The organism is Mesorhizobium sp. (assembly GCF_004963255.1).
Taxonomy (GTDB): Bacteria; Pseudomonadota; Alphaproteobacteria; order Rhizobiales; family Rhizobiaceae; genus Mesorhizobium.
This window is the reverse complement of the sequence record NZ_SUGA01000005.1, coordinates 99,144-112,962: the sequence shown is the minus strand read 5'-3', so window position 1 is coordinate 112,962 and position 13,819 is coordinate 99,144. Positions and strand designations below refer to the sequence as shown.

General features: G+C 65.4%; 12 protein-coding genes. 2 read left to right on the top strand and 10 right to left on the bottom strand.

The genetic code is table 11. The annotated features are described in order from the left end of the window. Nucleotides 1-2 precede the first annotated feature (2 nt). The 8 genes from E5X34_RS08470 to E5X34_RS08435 form a co-directional block, all read right to left on the bottom strand. On the bottom strand, nt 3-803 hold the full coding sequence (locus tag E5X34_RS08470; RefSeq protein ID WP_292563012.1) for an ABC transporter permease: 801 nt from the start codon (nt 801-803) through the stop codon (nt 3-5). Further along, nucleotides 800-1,672, bottom strand: a complete 873-nt coding sequence (locus tag E5X34_RS08465) for an ABC transporter permease (RefSeq protein WP_292563010.1) — start codon at nt 1,670-1,672, stop codon at nt 800-802. The genes E5X34_RS08470 and E5X34_RS08465 overlap by 4 nt, the downstream gene beginning before the upstream one ends. Further along, nucleotides 1,669-2,769, bottom strand: a complete 1,101-nt coding sequence (locus E5X34_RS08460) for an ABC transporter ATP-binding protein (protein WP_292563008.1) — start codon at nt 2,767-2,769, stop codon at nt 1,669-1,671. The genes E5X34_RS08465 and E5X34_RS08460 overlap by 4 nt, the downstream gene beginning before the upstream one ends. A gap of 77 nt (nt 2,770-2,846) precedes the next feature. Then, the gene (locus E5X34_RS08455; protein ID WP_292563006.1) at nt 2,847-3,872 is read right to left on the bottom strand and encodes an ABC transporter substrate-binding protein; all 1,026 of its coding nucleotides are present in this window, start codon (nt 3,870-3,872) and stop codon (nt 2,847-2,849) included. 52 nt (nt 3,873-3,924) lie between these two features. Further along, nucleotides 3,925-4,923 (bottom strand): AraD1 family protein, encoded by a 999-nt coding sequence (gene araD1, locus E5X34_RS08450; RefSeq protein ID WP_292563005.1) that lies wholly within the window; start codon nt 4,921-4,923, stop codon nt 3,925-3,927. A 27-nt stretch (nt 4,924-4,950) separates the two neighbouring features. Then, on the bottom strand, nt 4,951-5,730 hold the full coding sequence (locus E5X34_RS08445) for an SDR family oxidoreductase (protein ID WP_292563003.1): 780 nt from the start codon (nt 5,728-5,730) through the stop codon (nt 4,951-4,953). Nucleotides 5,731-5,738: 8 nt separating this feature from the next. Further along, complete coding sequence (locus E5X34_RS08440; protein ID WP_292563285.1) at nt 5,739-7,466, bottom strand: IlvD/Edd family dehydratase; 1,728 nt, start codon at nt 7,464-7,466, stop codon at nt 5,739-5,741. Continuing rightward, complete coding sequence (locus E5X34_RS08435; RefSeq protein ID WP_292563001.1) at nt 7,460-8,254, bottom strand: FadR/GntR family transcriptional regulator; 795 nt, start codon at nt 8,252-8,254, stop codon at nt 7,460-7,462. The genes E5X34_RS08440 and E5X34_RS08435 overlap by 7 nt, the downstream gene beginning before the upstream one ends. A 51-nt stretch (nt 8,255-8,305) precedes the next feature. Here E5X34_RS08435 and E5X34_RS08430 point away from each other — a divergent pair, with 51 nt between their 5' ends. Then, a complete protein-coding gene (locus tag E5X34_RS08430) occupies nt 8,306-9,223 on the top strand; it encodes an aldose 1-epimerase (protein WP_292562999.1) in 918 nt (305 codons plus the stop codon). 52 nt (nt 9,224-9,275) lie between these two features. Here the strand turns inward: E5X34_RS08430 and E5X34_RS08425 are convergent, their stop codons facing one another. After that, nucleotides 9,276-10,199 carry an acetamidase/formamidase family protein gene (locus E5X34_RS08425; RefSeq protein WP_292563282.1) on the bottom strand — a complete coding sequence of 308 codons (924 nt, stop codon included), beginning with the start codon at nt 10,197-10,199 and terminating at the stop codon, nt 9,276-9,278. 229 nt (nt 10,200-10,428) lie between these two features. Here E5X34_RS08425 and E5X34_RS08420 point away from each other — a divergent pair, with 229 nt between their 5' ends. After that, nucleotides 10,429-12,141: an HAD family hydrolase gene (locus E5X34_RS08420; protein WP_292562997.1), complete on the top strand. Its 1,713-nt coding sequence runs from the start codon at nt 10,429-10,431 to the stop codon at nt 12,139-12,141. Between the two features lie 28 nt (nt 12,142-12,169). Here the strand turns inward: E5X34_RS08420 and E5X34_RS08415 are convergent. Next, nucleotides 12,170-13,819: chromosome segregation SMC family protein (locus E5X34_RS08415; RefSeq protein ID WP_292562995.1), on the bottom strand; the 1,650-nt coding region annotated here is incomplete at its 5' end.

Here is a 13,819-nt window from a genome sequence, read left to right as displayed (position 1 = left end):
TTTCAACTGCGCTGCGTGGCGATCTGCTTCGGAATGAGGAACCTGGCCGCAAGGGCGCAGAGCAAGACGGTGAACATCAGGATCAGCGCCACCAGCGCGTTGATATCCGGCGAGAAACCCAGTCGCATCATCGCCCACAGGCGTACCGGCAGCGTCGTCTGGGTGCCGGTGACCAGGATGGTGATCATGGTCTCGTCGAATGACAGGGCGAAAGCCAGGATGGCGCCGCCCACCATCGCGCTCGACAGGTTGGGCAGGATGACGCGCCAGAACGTCTGCCATTTGGTCGCGCCGAGGTCGTAGGAGGCCTCGACCAGCGTGCGGCTCATCGACTGCAGGCGCGTCAGCACCGTGCGATAGACGATGGCGAGCACGAAGACCGTATGGCCTATGACCACCGTCAGCAGCGAGCGTTCGAGCCCGATCTCGCGGAAGAAGATCAGCAGCGCCAGGCCGCTGATGATGGGCGGCATCAGGAACGGCAGGAAGATGATGAACTGCAGCAGCGAGCGGCCGGCGCGGCGGCCATGATAATAGAGGGCCAGCAATGTGCCGCTGACGACGGAGAGGACGACCGTGCAGGCGCCGACGACGAGCGTGGTGCGGAGGGCGAAAAGAATCTCGTGATTCCCAACCAATGCGACATAGGTATCGACCGTCGGTGACGACCAGTCGACCTCGCCGCGCGCCATGGGAAAGAAGGACGACGCGATGGGCACGAAAAGCGGGCTGTAGAGCAGCGCCGCGACCAGGACGGTTATCGCGGCGAGAAGGATGCTGGACAGGCGCGGCGTGGCGATCAAAGCGAGGCCCCCCGATTGCGCCCGAAGCGCTCGCCGAGAAGGATCGCGACGATCACCACGACGGCCAGCGCCACCGACAGAGCGGCGCCGAAGGGCCAGTTATAGGCGGTGCCGAACTGGCTGTAGAGGATGCGGCCGAAGGTGAAGCCGCTGATGCCGCCGACCATCTGCGGCGTGAGGAAATCGCCGATCGCCAGCACGAAGACGAAGCTCGCCGCCGAGGCGACGCCGGGCATGGAAAGCGGCAAGGTGATGCGCAGGAAAGTCTGCAGGCTGCTTGCTCCGAGATCGTCGGAGGCGCGCAAGAGCACCTGCGGGATGCGCTCCAGCGCCAGGAAGATCGGCAGGATCGCGAAGGGAATCAAAAGCAGCGTCAGCGTGAGCAGGATGGCGTTCATGTTGAAGACGAAGAGCGTCGACGGCTCGGCGAGAATGCCAAGTCCGACCAGCGCCTTGTTGAGAAAACCATTGAGGCCGAGAATGCTGCGGATCGCGTAGATCTTGATGACGTAGCTCATCAAGAGCGGCACCATGAGCAGCATCAGCAGCGCGTAACGCCAGCGGCCGCGCAGCGTCGTCAGGAAATAGGCTGTCGGATAGGCGAGCAGGATCGAGATCACCGCCACCGAGAGGCAGAGCACGATGGTGCGCCAGAACACCGGGAGGAAGACCGGGTCGGTGAAGAAGCGGAGATAGTTGGCAAGCGTCGGCACATAGACGATCTGGCCCTGGTCGACGCTGAAGAAGCTGTAGACCAGGAAGATCGCGAGCGGCACCAGGACGAACACCACCGGCAGCGCGAAGGCAAGCGCGGTGACCAGCGGCGACCAGCGGATTGCGACGGGACGCGCCAGGCCAGCGCTCTTCATGCCAGCACCAGATGGCCTTCGTGCGGCGCGAAGGAAAGCGCCACGGTCTCGCCGGTCCTGAGCGCACTGCCGTCCACCCGGCTCGGAAAGCGCAGCCTCAGGCGCTGCGCGGCATCGCCAGCGGCCGTGATGGTGGCGACGGTCGAGGAGCCGGCAAAGGCAAGATCGGCGACGATGCCGGAAAGACGATTCCCGGCGTCGCTGTCGCCGGCAAGGCGCAGCGCTTCCGGGCGGAAGGCGGCGAAACCGCTGGCGCCGGTCGCGGCGGCCTTGAGATGCGGCTGGCCGGCGACCGAACAGACCAGCCGGCCGAGCGCCGTCTCGATCGCGCGGAATTCGCCCTGCGTCTCACCAAGCGTGCCCGCCACGAGATTGTTCTCGCCAAAGAACCGCGCCACGAACTCGCAGTTCGGCTTGTAATAGAGCTCGTGCGGGCTGCCGAGCTGGCGGATATGGCCGGCCTGCATGACGCAGATCCGGTCGGCCATGCCGATGGCTTCCTCCTGGTCGTGGGTGACGAACAAGAAGGTAGTCTTGACCTCGCGCTGGATGGATTTCAGGAAATCCTGCATCTGCCGGCGCAGTTCGAGGTCGAGGGCCGCGAGCGGCTCGTCGAGCAGGACGAGCCGGGGCTGGCAGATCAGGGCGCGGGCGAGCGCCACGCGCTGCCGCTGGCCGCCGGAAAGCTGGGCTGGAAAACGGTCGGCGAACCGCCCGAGCTGGACCAATTCCAGAGCCTCGGCGACGCGGCGCGCGATCTCCTTGCGCGCCACGTGGCGAACCGACAGGCCGTAGCCGACATTGCCGGCGACGGTAAGATGCGGGAACAGCGCGTAGTCCTGGAACACGGTGTTGAAGGGCCGCCGGTTGATCGGCATGCCGCTGATGTCCTGGCCGTCGAGGCGGATCTCGCCCGAAGTCAGCGGCTCCAGGCCGCCGATCAGCCTGAGCACCGTGGTCTTGCCCGAACCGGACGGTCCCAGCACGGTCAAGAACTCGCCATCGCGGATCGCAAGGTCGATGTCGTAGAGCACGGGAACGGTGCCATAGGACTTCGAGACGGAGCGCAGCGTGAGAAGGTCGCTGGTCTGGTTCATGGCTGACTTTCAAGAATACCGTGTCGGCGGTCCGGTCCGGTCCGGACCGCCAGGTCCTCAAGGATGGCGAGGGCGGGTCAAGGCGCCGCCTTGATCTCGTTCCACAGGTCGGAGCGCTTGGTCGGGTCCTCGACATTGTTGAGCCAGACCAGCTTGTCGTTGCTGCCGGCGCTGCTCGATTCGACCACGGTGTTGCCGAAGCCGGTGCGCTCGGACAAGGCGCCGCTCACCTTCTTGCTCAGCATGAAGTCGATCCACTTCTCGGCCGCGTCCTTGTCGCGAACGCCCTTCGAGATGACCCAGTTGTCGAGCCAGGCGAGCGCGCCTTCGCTCTGATTGATGTAGGCGACGTGGGCACCGATCTTCTGCAAGGCCTTGACCTGCTGCTGGCCGTAATTGGCCCAGATCAGGGCGACGTCGTTGTTCTGGTAGATCTGCTGGGCCTCGTCGGCGGTGGTGTAGAAGCTGAGCACATTGCCCTTCAGCTCGACGAGCTTGGCCTTGACCGCCGCCATCTGCTCGGCGCTGAGGTTGAACGGGTCCTTGTAGCCCAGCGTCAGCGCGGTGAAGGAGAAATTGTGCTCGCCATTGTCATAGGCCAGCACCTTGCCCTTGTAAGCCGGATCCCACAGCACGGACATCGATGTCGGCGCCGGCTTCACCTTGTCGGTATCGTAGATCAGGCCAATGGAATCGAAGCAGAACGGGATGCCGTAGACCTTGCCGTCCTTGGTGTCGCCGCTGACCTTGGTGATGTCGCGGAAGCGCGGCAGCGTGTCCTTCTGGTTGGGAAGCTTCGACAGGTCGATCGGCGTGACGAGGTCGGCCTTGATGTAGCGCTGCAGCTGCGCGGTGTTGACGGCGAAGACATCGAAGTCCTGCCCCTCGCTGCCCTTGATCTTGGCCCAGATCTCGTCGTCGCTGCCGATGAAGACGACATCGACGCCGATGCCGGTCTCGGCGGTGAACTCCTTGACCCAATCGGCGTCTGCATAGCCATCCCAGGCCAGCACGCGCAGGTTCGCCGCGAGCGCCGACGACGCCATCAGGCCGATGCCGAGGCCGACACCCGCTATCCCTAGAAGCAGTCTCTTCAGTAGCATGATCATTCTCCCATTTGTTGTTTGTGATGATCTCAGTCCGCGGATCTTGCCGTCACAGCGGGGTGACGGCCACCAGCCCCTCGTCCGGCACCGCCTGCATCCGGTTGCGCAACGGCTTGCCGAATTGCGGCGCCTGGATTTCGTATTCGTCGCCCGGCGCCGTCTTGATGCCGGAGGCGTAGCTCATCACCGCCGCGCCGAAGAAATAGGCATGCAGATCGCCTGGACGGCGGTGCATCGGGTAGCGGAAATGGTAGTGCTCGAGATTGGCGATCGAGTGCGACATGTGCGTCTCGCCGGACAGGAATTCCTGTTCCCAGATGACGGCGCCGTCCCGCCGGATGCGGGAATGCCCGCGAACCTCCGGCGGCAATTCGCCGATCAGCAACTCTGGACCGATCGAGCAGGAGCGGAGTTTCGAGTGCGCGAGATAGAGATAGTTCTCGGCCTCGGTCACGTGGTCGGAATATTCGTTGCCCAGCGCGTAGCCGATGCGATAGGGACGGCCGTCCGGTCCATTGAGGTAGAGGCCGACGATCTCAGCCTCCTCGGCACCCGCCTTGGCGAAGGCCGGCAGCGGCAGCGCGGCACCAGGCGGGACGACGCAGGTGCCGACGCCCTTGAAGAACCACTCCGGCTGGACGCCCAGCTCTCCCGGCGCGGGTTTGCCACCCTCCAGCCCCATGCGGAAGATCTTCAGCGAATCGGATTCGGCGGCGTCCTCGCCATGGGCCAGCACATGCATCTTGTCGCGCGCGGCAGCGCTTCCCGTGTGCGTCAGGCCGGTGCCGGTGATGAGGAAGCGCGCCGGCTCCGGATGATCGACCGGAGCGAGAACCCGGCCTTCGCGCAGCAGCTGGTCGTAATCGACTTTCTCGCCGCCGGTCCGCTCCTCGACGAGCGACGCGATGGACCTGCCCTCGGCAATAGCCGCAGTGGCAAGTTCGAGAACCGTGCTGGTGCCGGGAAGGATGTGGAGCTGATCGCCGTCGACGCTGACGCGGCCCACATGACGGCTGCCATCGGGCAAGTTGAACTGAACGAGACGCATGAACCTACCTTTTTCCTTCTCGCCGGGTCACACCCAGCCGCCATCGACGATGAATTGCTGGCTCGAGCACATGCGGCTGTCATCGGCGGCCAGAAACAGCGCCATGCGCGCAATGTCGGAAGGCTGCAGCCGGTCGGGCAGGCACTGCCTTTCCTCGATCTGGCGCTCGCCGGCCGGCGTCAGCCACAGACGCATCTGGCGCTCCGTCATCACCCAGCCCGGCACCATGCAGTTGACGCGGATGCGCTCGGGGCCGAGTTCGCGGGCAAGCGCCCGCGTCATGCCGTAGACGGCCGCCTTCGCCGTCACATAGGCGGGACAATCCGGGTCGCCGACCATCCAGGTGATCGAGCCGAAATTGATGATCGAGCCGCCGCCAAGCGCCTTCATCTGCGCACGCACGGCCTGCGCGGCGAAGAACTGGTGGCGCAGGTTGACGGCCATGCGGTCGTCCCAATAGGCGACGCTGACATCGGCGGTCTGGTGGCGGTCGTCATTGCCGGCATTGTTGCAGAGAGCCTGGATGGGGCCGTTGCGGTCCCTCGCCTGCTCGACGGCCGCCTGCAGGGCCTCGACATTGCGCAAATCGCAGGGAATGAAGAGCGGTTCGGGATGGCCTTGCGCCGCGATCGCCGCCACCAACTGCCGGGACGGCTCCACCGCCATGTCGACGAAGGCGACGCGGCTGCCTTGCGCGCAGAAATGGCGCACGAGGCTCTCGCCGATGCCGCTGCCGCCGCCGGTTATGAAGACGCTGCGGCCCCGCAGGCTGGGGTAGATCGCATAGCTCCCGGTCTCGTCGCTCATTGCGGCACCTAATGCGAATGGCGGGGGATGCCGGCATCGCGGCGCCCGACAAGGAAATCGAAATCGCAGCCCTGATCGGCCTGCAGGACGCGCTCGACATAGAGGCTCTGGTAGCCGCCCTCGGGCGGCGCCGGCGGCTTCCAGTCGCGGCGGCGGGCGGCAAGCTCCTCTTCGGAAACCAGCAACTCGAGACGCCTGCCGGCCACGTCGAGATCGATGAGATCGCCGTCGCGAACCAGGGCAAGCGCGCCACCCGCCGCAGCCTCCGGAGCAACATGCAGGACCACGGTGCCGTATGCGGTGCCGCTCATGCGCGCATCGGAGATGCGGACCATGTCGGAAACGCCCTGTTTCAGGAGCTTCGCCGGCAGCGGCATGTTGCCGACCTCGGCCATGCCCGGATAGCCGCGCGGCCCGCAATTCTTGAGCACCATCACCGACGAGGCGTCGATGTCGAGGTCCGGGTCGTCGATGCGGGCGTAGTAGTGCTCGATGTTCTCGAAGACCACCGCCCTGCCCCGGTGCTGCATCAGCGCCGGCGTCGCCGCCGACGGCTTTATGACGGCGCCGTTGGGCGCAAGGTTGCCGCGCAGCACCGATATGCCGCCTTCCCTGGTCAGCGGCCGGTCAAGCGGCCGGATCACCTCGCTGTTGTAGTTCGGCGCGCCGTCGACCAGCTCGCCGATCGTCTTTCCACTGACGGTCATGGCGTCGCGATGGAGAAACCCCGCCCCATCCAGCGACGCCATGACCGCAGCCAGCCCCCCGGCGTAGTAGAAATCTTCCATCAGGAACCGGCCCGACGGCATCAGATCGACGATCGTCGGCACATCGCGGCCGAGGCGATCCCAGTCGTCGAGGCTGAGATCGACGCCGACGCGATGCGCGATCGCTATGAGGTGCAGCACGGCGTTGGTCGATCCGCCGATGGCGCCGTTGACCCGGATGGCGTTCTCGAAGGCCTGCCGGGTGAGGATCTGCGATATCGTCACGTCCTTGTGCACAAGGTCGACGATCTGCCGTCCGGCAAGCTGCGCAAGCACGCCACGGCGCGAGTCGACCGCCGGTATGGCGGCATTGTCCGGCATGCCGATGCCCAGCGCCTCGACCATGCTGGCCATGGTGGACGCGGTGCCCATGGTCATGCAGCTGCCGGCCGACCGGCTCTGGCCCTGCTCCGCGGCGAGGAAGTCCTCGACCTTCATGCGCCCCGCCTTCACGTCCTCCGCGAATTTCCAGACATGGGTGCCTGAGCCGATGTCCTGGCCGCGGAACTTGCCGTTCAGCATTGGGCCGCCCGACACGGCGATGGTCGGCAGGTTGCAGGACGCCGCCCCCATCAGCAGCGACGGCGTGGTCTTGTCGCAGCCGACCATGAGCACGACGCCGTCGATGGGGTTGCCGCGAATGGACTCTTCGACGTCCATGCTCGCCAGATTGCGGAACAGCATCGCGGTCGGGCGCATGTTGCTTTCGCCGAGCGATGTCACGGGAAATTCGACCGGCAGGCCGCCGGCCTCATAGACGCCACGCTTGACGTGATCGGCGAGCGCCCGCAAATGCGCATTGCACGGAGTCAGCTCCGACCAAGTGTTGCAGATGCCGATCACCGGGCGACCGTCGAACGCATCGTCCGGAATGCCCTGGTTCTTCATCCAGCTGCGGTGCATGAAGGCGTTCTTGCCTTCACCGCCGAACCAAGCTGTCGACCGCAGCTTTCGTCTTTCGCTCACGATCTCTGCTCCTTCCGGCGCCTGTTGCGGTTCTCGACGCTGCGGCGAACGTCTTCCTCGGCATTGTCGATGAGGACGAGAAGCGCCTGCTGCGCGCCGCTTCCATCGCCGGCGGCGATCTTCTCGGCCACCTCGCGATGCAGCGGCAGCGAGTGACGCTGCCCTTCCGGATTGTCGTTGGAGAGACGGAAGCTCATCACCAGGGCCGTTTCCACCAGCGCCGCCAGCGAGCCGATCAGCTCGTTGCCCGTCATGCGCAGGATGGTCTGGTGGAAGATGAGGTCGGGCTTGGCAAAGCGGTCGCCGTCGTCGCCCACGGCTTCCATTTCGGCAAGCGCGGCGTTGAGGTCGGCAAGCTGCGCCGGCGTCGCGCGCTTGGCCGCGAGCGCGGCCGACATCGGCTCGATCGCCCGGCGCAGCTCGAAAAGGGCCGTGACGTCCTCGGCGCTAACGCCCGCCGCGTAGCGCCATGAAAGGACGTCCGGATCGAGGAAATTCCAGTCGGAGCGTGGGCGCACCCGGGTGCCGGTCTTCGGCCGCGACTCGACCAGCCCCTTGCCCGCCAGGACCTTGATGGCCTCGCGCAGCACGGTGCGGCTGACGCCCAGCATCTCACTGGAATCATCCGCATTGGGGAGCGCCTCGCCTGGCAGGAAATCGCCTTGGACGATGCGCAGCCCGATCTGCTCGACGACCGTCGCATGCAGCGCCGTCGAGCCGCTGGCGACCGCCGCGACGACCCGCGACGTGCGGGCGGTGCTGAAGGATTTTGTATTCTTCATACTATTCATATGATATGTCTTTATCCAGCCATCGATGAGAGTCAAGCCGCTGGAGAGAGGATGGACGGAAATTTTGAGACTAGGGGCGCGGACGGCCTGGTCACGATCACCGACGGGGTGGCGACGCTCGAGATCGCCCCGGCCGCCGGCGGCGCGCTGGCGTCATATCGCTGGCGGAAAAATGGGCATGCCGTCGATTGGCTACGTCCCGCCCTGCCCGCCGCGCTCGACAGCCGCGACGCGGGCGCGATGGCCTGCTTTCCGCTGGTCCCCTACTCCAATCGCGTAAGGGGCGGCCGCTTCAGCTTCGCCGGCCGGACCATCGAGTTGCCGACGCGCCCAGACGACCCGCATTATGAGCACGGCCATGGCTGGCGACGGCCGTGGACGCTGGAAGGACACCAGCAAGGCAGGGTGGTGATCCTGCGCTATCGCCACGATGCCGATTCCTGGCCTTGGAGCTACGAGGCCGAGCAGAGGATCGGACTCGTGCGGGGTTGCCTGAGCATCCGGATCTCATTGCGCAACCTCTCGGACACGCCCATGCCGGCCGGGTTCGGACTTCATCCCTATTTTCCCGCCACGCCGTGGACGCATATCCAGGCCGATGTCGCTGGCATGTGGGAAACCGACGCCGAGGTTCTGCCGACGCGCCATGTTTCGCCGCCGGCGGGTGCCAATCCGACCACGGGCTTCGACGTCGCCGAGGCCGCATTCGACACCGTCTTCACCGGATGGACACGCCGGGCGCGCACCACCTGGCCGGATGAAGATCGGCTGCTGGACATCGAGGCCGAACCACCACTCGATTTCCTGGTGCTTTACACACCGCCAGGCGAGCCTTTCTTCTGCGCCGAGCCGGTCAGCAACATCACCGACGCCTTCAACCGGTTGGACGAAGACACAGGCTGCATGGTGCTCGCGCCTGGCGAGAGCCGCTCGGCAAGCGTCCGCTTCATGCCGTCACAGACAATCTGATGCATGCCGCCCGCAGCGGGTGCCGGTTGGCGCACCTTGGACAGTGCGCTCCTCAGCCGACGGATGCCGGTGTCGGAAGCCATCGCTTTTCGACAAGGCAGACCATCGTGTAGGCAGGATCAAAGACGTTTCCGACGTGATACCGGACAACCTGTCCCATCAGATGCGATGCGGCGGCGGCGGACAATCCATAATCGCTGGTCAGCCAGTTGAGCATGTCCGTGGTCGCATGCTGAAGGGCCTGATCGAGCGGCCGAGCGTTGCCGACCGAGAAAATGTGCGTTTCGTTTTCACCGCGAGGCCATGTCAATTGCCTGTTCTTTTCCACGCTAAGGCGTAGCTGCACTTCAAAACAGGTCTCGATCCCGGTTCCGACGATCTCCCCATCGCCCTGCGTTGCATGGCAATCGCCCGCGAAGAAGAGCGCACCCTCCACCGCAACGGGAAACCAAACGGTCGCGCCGGGCCGAAAGCCGCGATAATCCATGTTCCCGCCATTCTCCGCGCTTGTCGCCGTGGAGAAAGCCTGGCCCATCGCGGGCGCCACGCCAAAGCAGCCGATCATCGGTTCGAGCGGCAGCACGAAGTTCTCAAGGCCTGGCGGCGGCTCCTGCAGCTTCACTGTTCGCGATTCCAGATCGATCAGCCAGTCGGCTCTGTCCCGCGCCGGTAATTGGCGAGCAGCCTCGGGATCGACAACGTTCGCGGCCAGCGACGAGATCGTCCAGCCGGAGGGGCGGATAGGATCCATGCTCAGGATGTCCACGCGGAGCGCGTCGCCCGGTTCGGCTCCCGTCACGAAGACCGGGCCGTTCATCGGGTTTGGACCATGAGCCGGTCGCGCACCGTTCTTGTCGAAGCCCCTAGCGTCGAGCGTCTCCGTGATCACGACATCGCCGGACGCAATTGTGAGCGCCGGCGCGACCGTCCCGAGGACATTGTGCCACGTGGTGTTGATGAGCTTGTGCGTTGCCATGGAATGGCAGTAGCGAAGGCGTTGCCGCGCGGCAAGTGGGCCGATCGAGATCCTGGCGCCCGATCGTTCCATGGTATCGGCGAGTTGACCGCCACGATGCAGGACGGACCTGGCGCCAGCCCGACAAATCCAGTGCCCAGCCTAAACCTTTTCCGCCAACAGGCGTTGTTGTCCACCCGGCTGGTTTTTCCAGGCGACCGGCAAAACGGACGATGGAGAGGCTCAACCAATGTATTTCATGGCATTGGCCACTGACTATGACGGCACGCTTGCGCATGACGGGCTGGTCACCGCGAGCACGATCTCGGCGCTGGAGAAGCTGAAGAAATCCGGGCGAAAGCTCATCCTGGTCACCGGGCGCGAGTTGCCCGATCTGAAGGAAGTCTTTCCCGAACTTTCCCTGTTCGACAAGGTGGTCGCCGAGAACGGCGCGTTGATCTACACGCCGGCCAGCGAGGAGGAGCGCACAATCTCGCCTTCGCCTTCCAAGGATCTTGTCGACAGGCTGAAGAAGCGTGGGGTCAAGCCGCTCTCGGTCGGCCGCTCGATCGTCGCCACCTGGGAGCCGCACCAAGCCACCGTGCTCGACGTCATCAAGAAGCTCGGGCTGGAGCTGGAGATCATCTTCAACAAGGGCGCGGTGATGATCCTGCCCTCGGGCGTCAACAAGGCGACCGGGCTGGCGGCGGCGCTCGAAGACCTGAAGCTGTCGCCGCACAATGTCGTGGCGGTCGGCGACGCCGAGAACGACCACGCCTTCCTCAGGGCTTCCGGCTGCAGCGTCGCGGTGGCCAACGCGCTGCCCGCCGTCAAGGAAACCGCGGATCTCATCACCAAGGAGGCGCGCGGCAAGGGCGTCGAGGAACTGATCCGCAAGCTGATCAAGCACGACCACCTCATTGCCAAGAAGCGCTTGGGCGGCGTGCTGCTCGGAACGTCGCGCGGCAAGGACATCTATCTGTCGCCAATGGAAACAGTGCTGATCGCCGGCAGCTCAGGCATCGGCAAATCGACCCTGGCCACGGCGCTCACCGAGCGGCTGGTCGAGAAGGGTCTGCAGTTCTGCATTTTCGACCCCGAGGGCGACTATGACGGGCTGAACGGCGCGGTGCCGCTCGGCAACGGCACGACCGCGCCTAACAAGGAGCAATTGCTGGAACTGATCGAGAAGCCGCAGACCAATGTCGTGGTCAACGGCCTGGCGCTGAAGGTCGATGAGCGGCCCGATTTCTTCGCCGAATTGCTGCCCGGCCTCGGCAATGTCCGCTACCGAACGGCAAGGCCGCACTGGCTGATCTTCGACGAGGCGCATCATCTGATGCCGAAGCGGCGCGGGGACACGCGATCCGTGCTTTCGATCGAGCTGCCCGGCACGGTGCTGATCACCGTCCATCCCGAAGCAATCTCCACTGACGCGCTCGGCCTGGTAACGGCGGTAATTGCGCTTGGTCCCAAGGCCAAGGGCGTGATCAAGACCTTCTGCAAGGAAACAGGGCTCCAGGCGCCGAAAGACATTTCATCGCCCAAGGGCGACCGCGTGCTGTTCTGGCGGCCGCATAACGGCAAGACGCCGGTCACGGTCAAGGCGATCGAGCCCGCCCAGTCGCTGAAGCGGCACAGCCGCAAATATGCCGAGGGCGAGCTCGACGAGGCGGGCAGCTTCTATTTCACCGGACCGAAGAAGGCGATGAACCTCAGAGCCCACAACCTCATCATCTTCGCGCAGATGGCGGAAGGCATCGACGACAAGACATGGGAACACCATTTGCGCGCCGGCGATTATTCGAAATGGTTCCGCCAGCAGATCAGGGACAAGGACCTCGCCCGAGAAACGGCGGAGGCGGAGAAGAACAAGGCGTTGTCGGCCGAGGAAAGCCGCAAGCTGGTGATCGACGCCGTGCGGCGCAGATATACTGCTCCGGCGACAGCTCCGGAAAAGTAGGATTGGTCGTCGAACCTGAGAGGTGAGCTCAGCTCGCCTCGCGCATCGCCTCGGCGGCCTGCAGGTCAACCGAGACCAGCTGACTGACGCCCTGCTCGGCCATGGTGACGCCGAACAGGCGGTCCATGCGGGCCATGGTGATCGGGTTGTGGGTGATGATGACGAAACGGGTCTCCGTCGTCTTCGCCATCTCCTCCATCAGGTTGCAGAAGCGCTCGACATTATGGTCGTCGAGCGGCGCGTCGACTTCGTCTAGCACGCAGATCGGCGCCGGATTGGTGAGGAAGACGGCGAAGATCAGCGACATCGCCGTCAGCGCCTGCTCGCCGCCGGAGAGCAGCGTCATGGTCTGCGGCTTCTTGCCGGGCGGACGGGCGAGGATTTCCAGGCCCGCTTCCAGCGGATCTTCCGACTCGATCAGCTGCAATTCGGCCGTGCCGCCGCCGAACAGATGCGAGAACAGCCGCTGGAAATGACCGTTGACCACCTCGAAGGCGGAGAGCAGCCGCTCGCGGCCTTCACGGTTGAGGCTCTGGATTGCCTGGCGCAGTTTCCTGATCGCCTCGATGATGTCCTCGCGCTCGGAAACGATGGTCTCCAGCCGCTCCGATAGCTCCCGCTGCTCTTCCTCGGCGCGCAGATTGACGGCGCCGAGCCGCTCGCGCTCGATCTTCAGCCGGTCGAGCTGGCGTTCGATCTCGGCCATGTCGGGCATCGGATCGTCGGCTTCGAGGCCAGTATGCTTGATGACGAGGTGCGGCGGCGTGTTCAGCGCTTCCTGGATGCGCGCCTCGACCTCGGCGCGGCGCTCGTCGGCAGCGGTGAGCCGCTCCTCGGCGCGCACGCGGGTCTCGCGCGCCTCGGCAAGCGACTGGATCGCGGCGGTGGCCGCCTTGTCGAGCTCGGCCTGCTTGTTTTCCGCCTCCTGCAGGCGGTCGCTCGCCGTCTGGCGCAGCGCCTCCGCCTCGGAAAGCTGCGTCAGCAAAGCGCGGCGCTTGGCGTCGATCTCGTCCGGCGCATCCGCCAGCCGCTCGCGCTCGGCTTCGGCCTCCGCCTTGCGCTCGCCAAGCGCGGCGATCTGCGTCGAGGCGTTCTCGGCGCGCTCCACCCAGTTCCTGCGCTCGGCGCCGATGGCGTCGAGCCGGCGCATGCGCGCCTCGGCCTCGCGGCGAAGCCCCTCATGCACGGCGCGCGCGTCGGCAAGCGTGGCGCGGTCGCGCGAGACATTGGCCGAGGCCTGTTCGAGCTGCAGCTGAAGATCGCCGAGATCGGGCGCGTCCTTCAGCATCTCCTCGGCTTCGAGGAAGGCAGCCTGCGTCTCCTCATGGCTTTCGACGATGCGCGCGCGGGCGTCGTCCAAGGCAGCGCGGCGGCTCACCAACTCGCCGCCGGCCTTCTCGGCCTCGGCCAGCGCATTGCGGGCGGCATCGAGCGCATGCTGGGCGTCGCGGGCGGCCTGGCGCGCATTGCGCTCGGCCTCGCTTGCGAGGCGCATCGCCTGCTCCGCATGCGCCAGCGCATCCTCCGCCTCGCGCACGACGCGCGTCGCCTGCACGGCTTCGGCATCAAGCTCGGCCAGGCGGTTCTTCTGCGCCAGCCGCAGCGCGGCGGGGGTCGGGGCGTCGGCGCTGGCCGTCAGGCCGTCCCAACGCCAGAGCGCGCCATCGCGGCTGACCAG